A 14,877-nucleotide genomic window follows, 5' to 3' on the forward strand; every position below is an offset into this window, starting at 1 on the left:
CGCTATCTGCTCCCGGCCTGCGCACCACGCCGATGTGATCCGCGGGCACAGTATGTTGATTACCGGCGAAATCGGGAGCATTATCGCCTCGGAACCGTGACAAACATAGAAAATCATTCCTACGCGAGATACTGAACAATGAGACGGCCCGTGGTCGGCGTGATCGGAAACGCCCATCGCATCGAAGATCGTTTCACGGTTCAGATGGTGGGGGAGCGCAACCTGCGCGCGATCACCGACGTCGCGGGCGCCGTTCCGCTGATGTTCGCAGGTTCGCCTGAAATCACTGATGTCGGCGCTTTGCTCGACGTGGTCGACGGCGTGGTCCTGACCGGGGCACGTGCCAATGTCCACCCGACCCGGTTCAATTGCGAGCCGCATATCAGTCACGAGCCTTACGACATCCACCGTGACGAGGTCGCGTTGGCGCTCGCGGAGGCTTGTGTCGCGCGCGGCATCCCGCTGTTCGGCATCTGCCGTGGACTGCAGGAGATGAACGTCGCTTTCGGCGGCTCGCTGCATCCCGAGATCCGTGAACTGCCCGGACGCATAAACCATCGCATGCCGCGGCTCGAGAACGGCGAAATCCATCCGGACCCGCTGGTGGTGTTCGCCGACCGTCACGACGTCAAGCTCACGCCCGGCGGGGTGTTCGCAACGCTCCTGGGTTGCGAGATCATCCGCGTCAATTCGCTGCATGGGCAGGGCGTCCTGGAGCCCGGCGAACGCGTCATGATCGAAGGCCTCGCCGAGGACGGCACCATCGAGGCGATCCGCATCGCCGACGCGCCGAGCTTTGCGCTCGGGGTGCAGTGGCACGCGGAGTATGACCCGCAACGCAACCCGATCAACAGGAAGCTGTTCGAAGCTTTCGGTGCCGCGCTGCGCGAGCGGCAGCGGGCGGCGGCGTAGTGGCGCCGGGATGAATCTGATTCAATTGTCAAACAGCTTCTCGGCTGTCATCGTCCGCAACCAGGTCGGCGCAACGCGGCGCCCGATGACAGGCTCCGGCGGACGATCCAGTACGCCGCCCCGGTAGGATGGGTAGAGCGAAGCGAAACCCATCGGCTTCGGAGCAAGCCGCGCGAATAATGGGTTTCGCTTCGCTCTACCCCATCCTACGTTTGGTTCAAACAGCGTGTGGATGTGAGTCCGCATTCTCGCGGCGCGTTTCGCCCGAGCTTTGCGTCTCGTTCCGCCCTCTCATCGGATAGAGGGCGCAGGGAAAGCCGGGTGCCGGCTGCACCCGTGGGCCCCGTGCAACAAAAAGCACGGGGGTAGGACCACAGGTCAACCGGAGCAACACCGGCTTTCCCTGCGCAGTGGTTTACGGCTTACTTCGTGCTCTTCCCGGTGACCGGGCTTTCTTGCCACCGTCGCCTCTCGCGCGAATTTCTTCGCGCAAAAAACTTAGCGCCAGCGTCGGGGCGCCAGAACCACACGACTTCGCCGTCCACGGATAGTCACGCTCGTCAGTCGCAACACCCGCGTCCACCGCATCTCACCGCAACGTTCGTGACGATCGCGAGCCGCCCCTCATCCGCCGTGAGACGCGCGGAGTTAAATCACTGATTTGCCCGACGACGGAAGTAGAATATTTTTCGCTGATAGTCTGGACAGACTTTTGGTGATTTGCCCGTCGGGTTGTTTTGTCGCACTCAAATCATCGCGATCAATGAAGGCGGCTTGCGATCGATCGCACCAGATTCGAGCAGTTCTGCAGCTAGCTGGCGCGATCGTTGACTGCCGCGCTACTTCTGCGCTGTCACCATCGGGCAAGCACTGCTCGATAGCGGCGGAAATGCGTCTTTGCCTTCGACGGTCGCGAGTATCCTGAAAACATCCGAAGGGTCGGACACCTCGCTCGGCTTCTTGACCTCGGCGAGATACATGTCATGCACCATCAGGTTGTCAGCGCGAAGCTTGCCGTTTCGTGCGAACGCATCATTGAAGGTGCGGCCCTGCAAATCCTTGACGACTGCGGCAGGATCCTTGGTGTTCGCGGCCTGAACCGATTTGATGTAGTTCAACGCGGACGAATACACGCCCGCCTGCATCATGCTCGGCGGTTTTCCCATCTTGGCGGCATAGCGCTTGGCAAATTCGCGCGTCCGGTCATCCATGTTCCAATAGAATCCGATTGTCGCGAGCAGGCCCTGCGCGCTCTTCAGACCAATGCTTTGGATGTCATTGACGTCAATCAAGAGAGCGATCATCTGTTGACCGCCGCCGGTGAGGGCAAATTCTTCGGCCTGTTTGATGCCGTTCTGAGTATCCGCGCCAGCGTTCGCCAGTGCGATGACTTTCGCGCCCGACGACTTGGCCGTCAAAAGAACCGAGCTGAAATCTGCTGTGTTGATTGGATGCGGCGCATGCCCCAGTGATTTCCCTCCGCCCCTGGTCACGACTTCCGTAACATCGCGTTCGAGCGCATGGCCGAACGCATAGTCGGCAACGACAAAGAACCACGTATCGCTGCCACGTTTGAGCAACGCTTTGCCGGCCACGTTCGCGAGCGCGTAGGTTGTATAGGTCCATTGGATAAAGTTGGGAGAACATAGCTTTCCGCTCAGATCCGCCGACCCTCCGGCGGACGTGATGAACATCTTGTTTCGATCCCTGGCGAAGTTCTGGACCGCCATACATACGGACGACACCGGCACGTCGAGGATGACGTCGACGCCATCCTGATCATACCAATGGCGCGCAATGTTGCCGCCGAGGTCGGGCTTGTTCTGGTGATCGGCTGAAATCAGTTCGATGGGTTTGCCCAGGGCGCTGCCGCCACACTCCTCGATCGCCAATTGCGCGGCCGCCACCGATCCCTTGCCGCTATTGTCCGCGAACAGGCCATTCATGTCGGTCAGGACACCGAATTTTAACGCCGTGTCCCCGGCGGCGCGGACAATCGCCGGCGAGAAGACTGTGGCACCAAGCCCACCAAGAAATGTGCGCCGTTTCATCTTTTCACTCCCTTTTTTGTTTTGTTGCAGTTTGCGTTGTCACCGACGGTTCTGCAAGTCATCCGTCAGAGGGCAGTGGAAACAATCCACATAGGCGCTATGAGCCCTGCTGCTTCAGTGCGCGCGATGGAGCTGAGAACGAGACATGGCAATATCAAGTTCAGTGAGACACCGGAGACAGCGTCACCAAGTCAGCGGCTCAAGAGGTTAGTCCGATCCTGTCTTGATCGTCGAAAGCCGTAGCTCAACCGTCCGCAGCAAATCCAGCAACTGCTCCACCGTGTCTTGCCCGATCACCTGCTTCAGAATGATGCTCTTCTGTGCGAGCGCGGCGGTGACGACCGCGACGTAGGCGGCGCCGCGCGGCGTCAGGATCACGCCCGTCAATCGCCGATTGGTCTGAGAACGAACCAGCCGGATCAGTCCCGCTTGCTTGAGGTCCTTCAGAATGCGCAGCAGGCTCGGCATCAGCAAGGCGGCGTGATTTGTCAGCGTCGTCTTGTCCATCGGTTGCACATCGTTGAGCGCGCGCAGCACACGCCATTGCTGTTCCGTGGTGCCGTGCGCCCGCAGGATTGGGCGCATATGAACCATCACCGCCTCCCGGGCGCGCAGCAGTCCGACGGGCAGGGCGCGTTCGAACGGGATCGTTGTGGCTTCGGCCACCCCGGCGAGCTCGTCCTCGTGTTTTCGCGTGGTTCGTGTGCGGAGGGGCACTCGGGGTCCTTTGCCTTTGGAGAATCGAATTATGCCAAGCTCGCCTTGACGCCTCAAGTTAACATATTAAGTTGAGGAAAATTGCGGATCGGGCCGCCAGGTACCGACACCGGGGAGGAGAGCACGAGTTGCAAGGGTTCAACGATCAGGTGATCGAGGCCGCGCATCGGCGCACCGTACCGGGTAGCCGGTTTGCTGCGCGCGCCGCGAATCTGCTGGCACGATCGACCGTACGCGAGACTGCGGCGACAACTATCGTGGTGCTGCTGCTGATCGCGGCGATGGAGGTCGCGAGCTGGTACGTCCCCGACTACATCATGCCGTCGCCTGAAGCCGTATCTGCGGCGATCTGGCGGCTAGCCAATACGGACTACATCCACGTGTTCGCAACGCTCGGCCGGCTCGCGGCGGCGCTGTCGTTCTCGCTGGTGGCCGGTGTGCTGCTCGGCCTGCTGATGGCGTTGTCGCCGCTGCTGCGGCCGTTCATCCGCTCGCTTGTGGTGATCGACACCGGAATCCCGGCATTATCCTGGATCCTGCTCGCGGTGTTCTGGTTCAAGAATCCGGAGACGCGAATCTTTTTCATCCTGATTATGATCCTGATGCCGTTTTATGCGCTCAGCATCTATGACGGCTTCCGCGCGCTGCCGAAGGATCTCGTCGATATGATCGAGAGCTTTCGCCCCTCGCAACTGCAGACGTTGCGCTATTTGATCGTGCCGCACCTCGTGCCCTACGTGATCCTGACCACCAAATCGGTGATCGGCTATGCCACCCGCATGGTGATCTTCGCGGAGCTGGTGGCGTCCGCGCTCGGCGTCGGCTCGCGCATGGGGCTCGCACAATCGACGTTCCACATCGACGAAGTGCTGGCCTGGACGTTCTTCCTGGTCGTCCTGAACATTGTGCTGCAGCTCTTGGTGACCGCGATCGAGAAGGCGGTGCTCGGCTGGCGCCAGGAGACGGCGGTCCGATGAACATGCGTCCGACAGACCTGGGCTCCGTAGTCGGAGCCCCCGTGATCTCGCTGCGCGGAGTGCGCAAGGACTTCAGCGGCCATCGGGTCGTCGACGATCTGAGCTTCGATGTCGCTCGCGGCGAGATCGTCACTTTGCTTGGGCGCACCGGAGCCGGCAAAACGACTGTGCTCAACATCATCATGGGTACGACCGGCATCGACGCCGGTGCGGTCAGAGTCGCGGGCGCCGATCCGTTCAAGGAATTCAAATCGCTGAAGGGTAGACTGTCGGTCGCGTTTCAGAATGATCGGCTGCTGCCGTGGCGGACCACGGTGGAGAATGCCGAACTCGGCCTGTTGATTCTCGGCGAGGACCGTAAGCGCGCACGCGCGAAAGCGATCGAATGGCTCGCCAACGTCAATCTTGCCGGGGCGGAGGACAAGTATCCACACCAATTGTCCGGCGGCATGCGCCAGCGCGTCTCGCTGGCGCGGGCGCTGGCGGTCGACCCCGAACTGATCCTGCTCGACGAGTCGTTCAGCCAGCTCGACCACGTCACCTCGAGGACGCTGCGCCGGGACTTCTGCAAGGTCGCGCGCGAGTTCGGCAAGACCTGTCTGATCGTCACGCATCGGATCGATGACGCGCTCGAAATGGCCGATCGTGTCATCGTGCTCGGCCCTGGCGCACGCATCATGCTGGAAATGCCGCTCGCGGAGGCGCGCATCGACCAACAGACCCGCGATCAATGTCGGGCGCAGATTGAAACAGCGTTAGGAGGAAAAGATGAAGCCGACGAGAGCTGACGGATACGTGCGACCGTCCCGGCGCGTCGTGCTCAGCGGAATCGCTGCCGGCGCCGGCCTTCTGGCCGCCGCGCCCACGCTGTTGCGAGCGCGAGGCCCGATGGAAATCCGTTGTGGCACCGCGACGCCCGGATTTACCACTGTGTTCTACGACGTGATCCGCGAACGCAAGCTCGACGAGAAGCACGGATTCCGTCTTGGCGAGCCAGTGTTGAATGCGTCGATTGGCACGCTTTTCAACGATTTCGTCGCCAACAGTTCCGATCTGATCATCGCGAGCTGGGATCCGATCCTGACGCGCTATCACGGCGGTGTACCGTGCCGGCTGCTGTGCACGCTGATGACCGCAGATATGATCGGCATCGTCGCCGCCAAAGGCGGTCCGAAGTCGATCGCGGAATTGAAAGGCAAGACTATCGCGGCGCCGCAGCAGTCAGGCGTGTACCGGATGACACGCGCGATGATCAAGGAGACTGCCGGGGCGGACATCGAAGAGATCGCGCAGGTGCAGAACGCCGACAATCCGGCGCAGGGCGTCACTTTGGTGATTGCCGAGCGGGCCGACGCCGCGGTCGCCTGGGAACCGATGATCAGCAACGGCATGCAGAAGCGTCCTGATCTCGGCGTGATCTTCAGCGCCGGCAAGGCCTTTCATGACAAGACGGGTTCGGATCTGCCGTATTTCTGCGTCAACGTCCGACAGGAAATCCTCGACACGAATCCGGGCCTCGGCGTCAAGCTTAATGCGGCGTTCGGCGAATGCGCGGGGCTGATCGAATCTGAATTCGATGCGATCGCTGCCAAATACGCGCCGCGGACCAAGATCGATGTCGAGACGCTGAAGATCGCCCGCGCATCTGGCCGGTTCAAGCTTGCCTACGGCGCTGCGAGCGATCCGAAGGTGCAGGCCACCATCATTACGGCTTCCGAAATCCTGACCCGGCAGAGCGTGCTGTCGCGTAAGGCCGAGCCGGGTTTCTTCGCCGCCTGACAACAGCCGAAACCATCCACCGCAGAAGAAGAGATTCAGATGGCTGTCTCGAGACGGCATTTCATGCAAACGCTGGCGGGGACCGCTGCGACCTCCGTGCTGCCGGGCGCCGCGCGCTCGGACGATCTGCCGAAGTTGACTGATGTGCCGAAGTTGACTTGGGCGACGTTCACCCCGGGCTTTGTGCCGGCGTTCATGGAGTGCACGCTGGCCAAGGGCTTCGACCGCAAGAACGGTGTGGCGCTGGCACCGCCAATTCCGTATTCGTCGCTGACGACCTATTACGGCGACTTCGTCGCCGGCGGGTTCGATATGTGCTTCGGAAGCTGGGACACCTTTGCCGTGCGTGCCTTCGCCGGTGTGCCCGTAAAGTACCTGTGCGGCATCAATCCCGGCAATCTGCTCAACATCGTCACCACCTCGGACAGCATCCGTTCGGTCGAGGATCTGCGCGGCAAGACCCTGGCCGCGCCGACCTCGTCGGGCACCTTCCGCCTCATGAAGTCGCTGGTGCGCAGTTTCTACGGCATCGATCTCGAAAAGGAGACCTCGATCCAGACCGTCGACCATCCGCTCGGCGGCGTCACTCTGGTACTGGCCGACCGTGCCGACGCGGCGATGACCTGGGAGCCGAGCGTCGCTATCGGCATGAGCAAGAACCCGAAGCTGCGCGTCCTGCTCAACATGGGCGAGGCGTATGAAAAGCACGAAGGCACGGTGATGCCATTCCTCGGCCTCGCGATCCGTCAGGACGCGCTCGACAAGCATCCCGGCATCGCAGAGCGGCTGTACAGAACCTTCGCCGATGCTGCTGCCGCAATGGAAGCCGACCCGCAGGGCGCCTATGCGGCCGCCGAGAAGGAGACGCGGCTGCCAGCGAGCACGCTGGTCAAGGCGACGCAATCGGGACGGCTGAGATATCGCTTCGAGTCGATGGCCGATCCGAAGTCGCGCCAAGCGATCATCCGCAGCAGCGAAATCCTGGTGGCGGAGAAGGATCTGCCGAAGCCCGTGGATGCGAGCTTCTTCGTCGGCTGAGTTAATCGCCGCCTCCTCGCGTCGCGCCGCGGCGCCGCAACAAAAGTACCTACATGACCGATCGGAGCCAGATTGCCGTGCCCGCCATCAGCCGCCATTATCGCGTTCCAATCGCCTTTGAGGCCGACGTCGTTGTCGTTGGCGGCGGTCCCGGCGGATTCGCTGCCGCGCTGCAGGCGGCACGGATGGGCGCACGCACGATCATGGTCGAGCGCTTCGACATGCCAGGCGGCGTGCATACCTCGGGTCTGCAGGGCGCCGCCGACGCCGGCATCGGCGGCATCCACACCGAGCTGATGGAGCGGTTCGCCGCAGAAGGCCACATCTACACCGCGACAGAGAGCACTCATTCCGGTTGGGCCGGCAATCCGCTTTCGCACTACGAGCGCAAGAAGCCACCCGGCAGCCCCTTCCGGCGGATGTCGTTCAATCCGGAAGGCGCCGGCTGCGTGATGGCAACAATGCTCAAGCAGGCTGGGGTCAACGCGCTGTACGGCACCACCTTCGTCGATGCGATCGTGGAGCACGATGGCCCCGGCGACGGCACGATCAAGGCCATTCTGGTCGAGAACGCCAGCGGCCTCCAAGCCATCGCTGGCAAGATCTTCATCGAGGGTAGCGGCACCGGCGAACTGGTCGCGCGCTCCGGCGCGCCGTTCGTCCGCGGCGGCGGCCCGCAACCACATGGCAACGGCTGGGACGGCGTCGAACGGCCGATCCCCGGCGGGCTGTTGTGGATCATGAACGGCATCGACCTGAAGCGCCTGACCGCGCATCAGGAGACGGCCAAGGATCCTGTGCTGCAAAAGGTGATGGCGGAAGCCGCTGCCGCCGGCGACCTGCCGGAGGGCGTGTATCGACCGCGGATGGCGGGCGGGGATGTCTATGGCGAAGCCTATATCGGGCATCCAACGCTCGACATGAGCCCCATGACGGCCGACGGCACCTATGTGCTGTGGCAGAACGTGCCCTATGAATGGGCGCTACACATGGACGACAACGTGGTCGATCACGCCAGGGCGAAACGCGAGCTCCGCGGATTCATCAATGCCGAAGCGCAGTTTCTGCGCAAATACGTGCCCGGATTCGAAAATGCGACGATCGCCAATATCGGACGCTTCGTCGGCGTGCGCGACGGCCGCCATCCGATCGGCGAATACGTGGTCAATATCGAGGACGTGCGAGCCGGCCGTCGCTTCCGCGACGCGATCAGCGCACCGATGACCAAGACATTCTTCTGGGAAGGTTTCCAAAAGCACGAATTCGAGGTGCCGTTCCGCAGTTTCCTTCCGAAGAAGATCAACAACATGATCCTGACCGGCGCTTCGTTGTCGTTCGAATACCGCACCTTGTTCATGGTGATGCGCAACTTTCCCTGGTGCACGCAGACCGGGGAGATCTCCGGCTACGCCGCCGCGCGCTGCATCGAGAAAAAGATCAAGCCGAAGGAGCTTGAGTGGACCACGCCGTATTTCTAAGACGGAAGTGGTCGACGACGTGGCGTAAGAAGGCGGTGCGATGCTTTGGCGTCTTGGCAACTACCGCTGCAAGGTCTAAGCATTTGCCGAGCGCACAGAGGTTTCGATGACCTCAGAATTCAACGTCCAGAACGCCGCCGGCTATGAGCAGCTCATGGGCCGTTGGAGCCAGAAACTCGCGCCCATGTTCATTGACTTTGCGGGGGTTGCCGACGGCGAAAAGATTCTCGACGTTGGCTGCGGGACCGGTAGCCTGACCTTCGCGCTCACCAGGTCCGCCGACCTTCGCGAGATTGCCGCGATCGACTATTCGCCAGTCTTTGTCGAGGAAGCCATCCGGCGCAACATCGATCCGCGGATAAAGATCCGGCAGGCGGATGCGTGCGCGTTACCCTTCGAGGATGGCGCATTCGATCGCGCCTTGGCGCTGCTCGTGCTGCACTTCGTTCCAGAAGCCGGCAAAGCCGTCGCCGAGATGCGCCGCGTCGTTCGGTCGGGCGGCGTGGTCGCGGCGACCGTGTGGGATCATCTCGGTGGCATGCCCGGCATGCGTATGATGGTCGACACGGTGGCGGCACTCAGCGAAGCCGGCCGTGAGCTGCGCAATCGCTATTGCTTCCAGCCAATGATGCAGCCGGGCGAAATGAAGAGGACGTTCGTTGAGCAGGGGCTCGCGGACGTAACGGACGTGGAGCTGATGGTCCGCATGGATTACCTCAGCTTCGACGACTACTGGGCGCCGATCGCCGCAGGCGAGGGGCCACTCGGCAAGTATATGGCAACGCTCGACGCCGCCGAGCGAGCGCGCACCACCGCCGCTGTGCGCGATGCCTACGAGGCCGGCCGGCCCGATGGCCCGAGGTCCTTCGCGAACGTCGCGTGGGCTTGCCGAGGTGTCGTTCCCTAGCCGGCCACCGAGATGAGGGGTAACCCGAATAACAAAAGGCGCCCCATGTGGAGCGCCTTTCGCATTGTTGCGGCAGTGAAAGCTTACTGCGAATAATACATGTCGAACTCGACCGGATGCGGGGTCATTTCGAATCGTTCGACTTCGGTCATCTTGAGTTCGATGTAGGCATCGATGAAGTCGTCGTCGAACACGCCGCCGGCCTTCAGGAAGGCGCGGTCCTTGTCGAGGTTTTCGAGGGCCTCGCGCAGGCTGCCGCACACGGTCGGGATCTGCTTCAGCTCTTCCTTCGGCAGGTCGTAGAGGTCCTTGTCCATCGCCGGGCCCGGATCGAGCTTGTTCTTGACGCCGTCGAGGCCCGCCATCAGCATCGCGGCGAAGCCGAGATAGGGGTTGGCCATCGGATCAGGGAAGCGGACTTCGACGCGCTTGGCCTTTGGCGAAGCCGTGTACGGGATGCGGCAGGAGGCCGAGCGGTTGCGCGCGGAGTAAGCGAGCAGCACGGGGGCCTCATAGCCCGGCACCAGGCGCTTGTAGGAGTTGGTGGAAGGATTCGTGAAGGCGTTGATCGCCTTGGCGTGCTTGATGATGCCGGCGATGTAGGAGAGGCAGATCTCCGAGAGGTCGGAATACTTGTTGCCGGCGAACACCGGCTTGCCTTCCTTCCAGATCGACTGGTGGCAGTGCATGCCCGAGCCGTTGTCGCCATAGACCGGCTTCGGCATGAAGGTGGCGGTCTTGCCGTAAATGTGCGCGACCTGGTGGATGCAGTATTTGTAGATCTGCATCTGGTCGGCCATCAGCGTCATCGTGTCGAACTTCATCCCGAGCTCGTGCTGGGCGGAAGCGACCTCGTGGTGATGCTTCTCGACCTTGACGCCCATCTTGGCCATGGCGCCGAGCATTTCCGAGCGCATGTCCTGTACCGAGTCCTGCGGCGGGACCGGGAAATAGCCGCCCTTGGTGCGGATGCGGTGGCCGAGATTGCCGCCTTCATATTCGGTGTCGGAGTTGGTCGGCAATTCCGAGGAGTCGAGCCTGAAGCCGGTGTTGTAGGGGGTGGATGAGAAGCGGACGTCGTCGAACACGAAGAACTCGGCCTCCGGGCCGAAATAGACGGTGTCGCCGATGCCCATCGACTTCACCATGGCTTCCGCCTTCTTCGCCATGCCACGTGGATCGCGGTTATAGGGCTCGCCGGTGGTCGGCTCGAGCACGTCGCAAATGATGACCATCGTGGTCTCGGCGAAGAACGGGTCGATCGTCGCGGTGACGGGATCGGGCATCAGACACATGTCGGACTCGTTGATCGCTTTCCAGCCCGCGATCGAGGAGCCGTCGAACATCTGGCCCTCGGCGAAGGTGTCCTCTTCGATCATGCCGACGTCGAAGGTCACGTGCTGCCACTTGCCGCGCGGATCGGTGAAGCGAAGATCGACGTATTTGACGTCGTTGTCCTTGATCGATTTCAGGACGTCTTTGGCGGTCTTCATGAGTATCCCTTTTGACTTTGCGGGTCGGTTTCCGGGTGAGCGACGTTATTCTCGCGTTTGGCGAATTGGTGCGATGACGCAAACGAAATCAGGCCGCCAAAGGCAGCCTTATTCTATTCTTGGGTCGCAAGATTCCGGATAGCACCCGGCCTAAATAGCGTCCAGCCCGGATTCGCCGGTCCGGATGCGGATCGCTTCCTCGATATTGGAAACGAAGATCTTGCCGTCGCCGATGCGGCCGGTCTGGGCCGCGCGGCGGATCGCATCGATCGCCTTCTCGACCAGGTCATCACCGATCACGATCTCGATCTTCACCTTGGGCAGGAAGTCGACGATGTATTCCGCGCCGCGATAAAGCTCGGCGTGACCCTTCTGTCGTCCAAACCCCTTGGCTTCCGTGACCGTGATGCCCTGAAGTCCGACTTCCTGGAGCGCCTCTTTCACCTCGTCGAGCTTGAACGGCTTGATGATGGCTTCGATTTTCTTCACTGAGGGCCTCCCGGGCAGTTCCAGAATACAAAGTGCAGGTGTGTTCGATGCGCGCGGCGCAGTCGGTTCGATCCTTCAACTTCCAGCGGAGCCGGAAACGCCCGTCGGGCCGCGCGGTGCGGCCGTCCTGAGCGGCTTCCTCAAAAGCAGGGTCTATGCCAACTTGTAAACGTCCCTGATTTCGGAATGTTATCAGCCTTTTAACGCGCAGACAGACAAGGTTGGACTGAGCGCCCATGATACCGAAGCCTGAGAAATAGGCAAACGGATGAATTGGTGTGCAACCGCTAGGGGGAAGATGGACGCGAGCCGCCCGAGTTGCCTGTCGAAAAGGCTGTTAGATTGAGGATTCAGCATGGAAGTCCTGACCACGGCTGAAATGGAACGCGCCGATCGGCTGACCATTGCCGAGGGCACGCCCGGCTTTGCGCTGATGATGAGTGCCGGCCAGGCCGTCGCCGAAGCCGCCATGGACCTGGCCGAGGAGGGACCGATCCTGGTGGTGGCAGGCCGCGGCAACAACGGCGGCGACGGCTTCGTTGCCGCCGCTGAACTCGCGGCACGCGGGCGGGAGGTCTCAGTCATCCTGTTGTGCGAGCGCGACAGCCTCAAGGGCGACGCGGCGCTCGCCGCACGCGGCTGGAAGTATCCGGTGCTGCCGTTCAACCCGCAGGCGATCGGAAAGCCCGCGCTGATCATCGATGCGCTGTTCGGCGCCGGGCTCGACCGTCCCGTGAAGGGCGAGCCCTATGAGATGATCGAGTCCGTCAACGCCCATGGCGCGCCCGTGCTTGCCGTCGACCTGCCGAGCGGTATCAACGGCACCACCGGCGCCCCGATGGGGATTGCGATCCGCGCCACCGAGACCGTGACTTTCTTCCGCCGCAAGCCGGCGCATCTCTTGCTGCCGGGGAGGGTGCATTGCGGCCGCGTGCGCGTCGCCGACATCGGCATCGATCCGAAGGTGCTCGAGGAAATCCGCCCCGCAACCTTCGAGAATGTTCCGTCGACTTGGCAGCACGCGTTCCCGGTGCCGAAGATCGACGGTCACAAATATTCCCGCGGACACGTGCTTGCCGTCTCCGGCGATATCGCCGCTACCGGCGCCTCGCGGCTTGCCGCGCGCGGCGCGCTGCGGGCAGGAGCGGGCCTGGTGACGCTGGCCTCGCCCAGCGATGCGCTCACTGTGAACGCCGCGGCGCTGACGGCGGTGATGGTGCGCGCGGTCGACAATGTGATCCAGTTCGCTGACCTCTTGAACGACAGGCGGCTCAACACGAGCATGATCGGGCCCGGCGCCGGCATTGGTCCGCGCACGCGCGATTTCGTCCACACCGCGCTCGCGGCCAAGCGTAACCTGGTGCTGGACGCTGACGCGCTGACCAGCTTTGCCGATGCGCCGGAGCGGTTGTTCGAGGCGATCAAGGCATCCGATGGCGCGGGTGTCGTGCTGACGCCGCATGAGGGCGAGTTCCCGCGGCTCTTCAGCGACATCAGCAACAAACATCCCGGTCGCTCCAAGCTCGAGCGCGTGCGCGCCGCCGCCGAGCGCTCCGGCGCGGTGGTATTGCTGAAGGGACCGGACACGGTGGTGGCCGCGCCCGATGGCCGCGCCACCATCGCCGCCAACGCGCCGCCATGGCTCGCCACCGCCGGCGCCGGCGACGTCTTGTCCGGCATCATCGCAGGGCTATTGGCGCAAAGCGTGCCCGCCTTCGAGGGCGCCAGCATCGGCGCCTGGATGCACGGTGAAGCCGCGGCGGAAGCGGGGCCGGGTCTGATCGCGGAAGACCTTCCCGAGACGCTGCCGCCGGTATTCCGCCGCGTGTATGATGGACTCGGGATTGAGTATTGAGGGTGCTGTAGGATGGGTAGAGCGAAGCGAAACCCATCGATCTGCATCCGCGGCGGAGGTGATGGGTTTCGCTTCGCTCTACCCATCCTACAGACTACGTCACCTGATATTTCGCCACCGCCGGCTCGTTCCATTCGATCCCAAGACCCGGGCCGCGGGCGGTGACTGCGCCGTCGATGACCTCGGCCGGCTTGGCCAGGATGGCGCCGCCGAGATCGAGGAATTCGAGCCAATGCGCGGTCGGTGTCACCGCGAGCACATGTGCGCTTGCTTCCGCAAACAGATGGCTCGACATCGGGATCGAGGCGGCGTCGGCCTGGCCCGCAACCTGCAGCCAGCCGGTGATGCCGCCGACCTTCATCAGGTCGGGCATGATGAAATCGCTGGCGCCGACCGAAATCGCCTCGGCAAAGCCGCGCGGGAACCACCAGTTCTCGCCGGCCTGGATCGGGATGGCTGAGTCCATCCGGACACTGGCGTGGCCGGAGAGATTTTCCTGCGGCACCGGCTCCTCGACCCAATGCAGGTCATAGGGCGCAAGCCGGACGATGCGGCGCCTTGCTTCCGCCGGATCGAGCGACTGGTTGAAGTCGATCATCAAGGGCGATGTCGGGGCCGATGACGGCCCGCACGCCCTTGACCACACGTTCGTCATTGGCGGCATCGCCGTCGCCGCCCTTGACCTTGATGCCGCGAAAACCCTGGTCGAGCGAGCGGCGGAGTGCCCGCTCATCGGCTGTGGGATCGACCACGCCATAGCTGTCATAGGCGGCGAGCGGGCGTGCCGAGCCGCCGAGCAACTCGACAACGGGCTTGTTCGCGACCTGCCCCAGCGCGTCCCAACAGGCCATGTCGAGGCCGGAGACGGCCATGCCGACCAGGCCCTGCCAGCCGAGCAAGCGGAATTTGGCGTCCATCGCTTTCATCAGGTCGAACGGGGCGACGGATTTCCCTGCGAGCTCGCGCCCGGTCTCCTCGATCAGGTGAACCAGCGGTTTAAGTGTGGGCTTGCTGTAGGCGAAGATGTAGGAATGGCCGGTAACACCCTGATCGGTTTCGACATCGATCAGGACCAGCGGCCCCGAATCGATCACGCCAAAGGCGTTCTTCACAGGACGCTTGATCGGCACGACCACGCCGCGCGCCTTGACGCTACGGATGGCTGGAATGGTTTGGCTCAT

Annotated in this window: 14 protein-coding genes; 8 read left to right on the plus strand and 6 right to left on the minus strand. The window is 62.5% G+C overall.

The genetic code is table 11. The features are described from left to right. Window positions 1-138 precede the first annotated feature (138 nt). Window positions 139-912, plus strand: coding sequence for a gamma-glutamyl-gamma-aminobutyrate hydrolase family protein (locus tag J6497_RS25725; RefSeq protein WP_225707077.1), 774 nt, complete (start codon window positions 139-141; stop codon window positions 910-912). Window positions 913-1,751: 839 nt separating this feature from the next. Here J6497_RS25725 and J6497_RS25730 read toward each other — a convergent pair. Beyond that, window positions 1,752-2,963: an ABC transporter substrate-binding protein gene (locus J6497_RS25730; RefSeq protein ID WP_225707078.1), complete on the minus strand. Its 1,212-nt coding sequence runs from the start codon at window positions 2,961-2,963 to the stop codon at window positions 1,752-1,754. Between the two features lie 207 nt (window positions 2,964-3,170). Continuing rightward, window positions 3,171-3,629, minus strand: coding sequence for a MarR family transcriptional regulator (locus J6497_RS25735; RefSeq protein ID WP_225707079.1), 459 nt, complete (start codon window positions 3,627-3,629; stop codon window positions 3,171-3,173). Between the two features lie 179 nt (window positions 3,630-3,808). Here J6497_RS25735 and J6497_RS25740 point away from each other — a divergent pair, with 179 nt between their 5' ends. The 6 genes from J6497_RS25740 to J6497_RS25765 all read left to right on the plus strand — a co-directional run bounded on the left by J6497_RS25740 (window position 3,809) and on the right by J6497_RS25765 (window position 9,859). Continuing rightward, window positions 3,809-4,657, plus strand: coding sequence for an ABC transporter permease (locus J6497_RS25740; protein ID WP_225707080.1), 849 nt, complete (start codon window positions 3,809-3,811; stop codon window positions 4,655-4,657). Then, window positions 4,654-5,445 carry an ABC transporter ATP-binding protein gene (locus J6497_RS25745; protein WP_225707081.1) on the plus strand — a complete coding sequence of 264 codons (792 nt, stop codon included), beginning with the start codon at window positions 4,654-4,656 and terminating at the stop codon, window positions 5,443-5,445. Before J6497_RS25740 ends, J6497_RS25745 begins: the two co-directional genes overlap by 4 nt. Further along, on the plus strand, window positions 5,426-6,436 hold the full coding sequence (locus tag J6497_RS25750; RefSeq protein ID WP_225707082.1) for an ABC transporter substrate-binding protein: 1,011 nt from the start codon (window positions 5,426-5,428) through the stop codon (window positions 6,434-6,436). The genes J6497_RS25745 and J6497_RS25750 overlap by 20 nt, the downstream gene beginning before the upstream one ends. 39 nt (window positions 6,437-6,475) lie before the next feature. Continuing rightward, on the plus strand, window positions 6,476-7,474 hold the full coding sequence (locus tag J6497_RS25755; RefSeq protein WP_225707083.1) for an ABC transporter substrate-binding protein: 999 nt from the start codon (window positions 6,476-6,478) through the stop codon (window positions 7,472-7,474). A 53-nt stretch (window positions 7,475-7,527) separates the two neighbouring features. After that, complete coding sequence (locus J6497_RS25760) at window positions 7,528-8,952, plus strand: FAD-dependent oxidoreductase (protein ID WP_225707084.1); 1,425 nt, start codon at window positions 7,528-7,530, stop codon at window positions 8,950-8,952. A 106-nt stretch (window positions 8,953-9,058) separates the two neighbouring features. Then, entirely contained in the window at window positions 9,059-9,859 is an 801-nt protein-coding gene (locus J6497_RS25765; RefSeq protein ID WP_225707085.1) for a class I SAM-dependent methyltransferase, read from the plus strand. Window positions 9,860-9,942: 83 nt separating this feature from the next. On the opposite strand, the gene glnA is transcribed toward J6497_RS25765, so the two are convergent. After that, a complete protein-coding gene (glnA, locus tag J6497_RS25770; RefSeq protein ID WP_225707086.1) occupies window positions 9,943-11,352 on the minus strand; it encodes a type I glutamate--ammonia ligase in 1,410 nt (469 codons plus the stop codon). 150 nt (window positions 11,353-11,502) lie between these two features. Beyond that, window positions 11,503-11,841 (minus strand): P-II family nitrogen regulator, encoded by a 339-nt coding sequence (locus J6497_RS25775; RefSeq protein WP_011441447.1) that lies wholly within the window; start codon window positions 11,839-11,841, stop codon window positions 11,503-11,505. A gap of 355 nt (window positions 11,842-12,196) precedes the next feature. Here J6497_RS25775 and J6497_RS25780 point away from each other — a divergent pair, with 355 nt between their 5' ends. Continuing rightward, window positions 12,197-13,696 (plus strand): NAD(P)H-hydrate dehydratase, encoded by a 1,500-nt coding sequence (locus tag J6497_RS25780; protein ID WP_225707087.1) that lies wholly within the window; start codon window positions 12,197-12,199, stop codon window positions 13,694-13,696. A gap of 94 nt (window positions 13,697-13,790) precedes the next feature. Here the strand turns inward: J6497_RS25780 and J6497_RS25785 are convergent, their stop codons facing one another. Continuing rightward, window positions 13,791-14,294 carry an enolase C-terminal domain-like protein gene (locus tag J6497_RS25785; protein WP_225707088.1) on the minus strand — a complete coding sequence of 168 codons (504 nt, stop codon included), beginning with the start codon at window positions 14,292-14,294 and terminating at the stop codon, window positions 13,791-13,793. Further along, window positions 14,224-14,877, minus strand: a complete 654-nt coding sequence (locus tag J6497_RS25790) for an enolase-like domain-containing protein (protein ID WP_225707089.1) — start codon at window positions 14,875-14,877, stop codon at window positions 14,224-14,226. The genes J6497_RS25785 and J6497_RS25790 overlap by 71 nt, the downstream gene beginning before the upstream one ends.

The sequence above is a fragment of the Bradyrhizobium cenepequi genome (assembly GCF_020329485.1).
GTDB classification, from domain to species: Bacteria; Pseudomonadota; Alphaproteobacteria; order Rhizobiales; family Xanthobacteraceae; genus Bradyrhizobium; species Bradyrhizobium cenepequi.

Excerpts from the sequence above, each read along its gene's own strand:
- J6497_RS25730 (WP_225707078.1), bottom strand. The coding sequence starts at position 2,963 with ATGAAACGGCGCACATTTCTTGGTGGGCTTGGTGCCACAGTCTTCTCG.
- J6497_RS25780 (WP_225707087.1), top strand. The coding sequence starts at position 12,197 with ATGGAAGTCCTGACCACGGCTGAAATGGAACGCGCCGATCGGCTGACC.
- J6497_RS25790 (WP_225707089.1), bottom strand. The coding sequence starts at position 14,877 with ATGAGCCAAACCATTCCAGCCATCCGTAGCGTCAAGGCGCGCGGCGTG.
- J6497_RS25760 (WP_225707084.1), top strand. The coding sequence starts at position 7,528 with ATGACCGATCGGAGCCAGATTGCCGTGCCCGCCATCAGCCGCCATTAT.
- J6497_RS25765 (WP_225707085.1), top strand. The coding sequence starts at position 9,059 with ATGACCTCAGAATTCAACGTCCAGAACGCCGCCGGCTATGAGCAGCTC.
- J6497_RS25745 (WP_225707081.1), top strand. The coding sequence starts at position 4,654 with ATGAACATGCGTCCGACAGACCTGGGCTCCGTAGTCGGAGCCCCCGTG.
- J6497_RS25755 (WP_225707083.1), top strand. The coding sequence starts at position 6,476 with ATGGCTGTCTCGAGACGGCATTTCATGCAAACGCTGGCGGGGACCGCT.
- J6497_RS25725 (WP_225707077.1), top strand. The coding sequence starts at position 139 with ATGAGACGGCCCGTGGTCGGCGTGATCGGAAACGCCCATCGCATCGAA.
- J6497_RS25785 (WP_225707088.1), bottom strand. The coding sequence starts at position 14,294 with ATGATCGACTTCAACCAGTCGCTCGATCCGGCGGAAGCAAGGCGCCGC.
- J6497_RS25750 (WP_225707082.1), top strand. The coding sequence starts at position 5,426 with ATGAAGCCGACGAGAGCTGACGGATACGTGCGACCGTCCCGGCGCGTC.
- glnA (WP_225707086.1), bottom strand. The coding sequence starts at position 11,352 with ATGAAGACCGCCAAAGACGTCCTGAAATCGATCAAGGACAACGACGTC.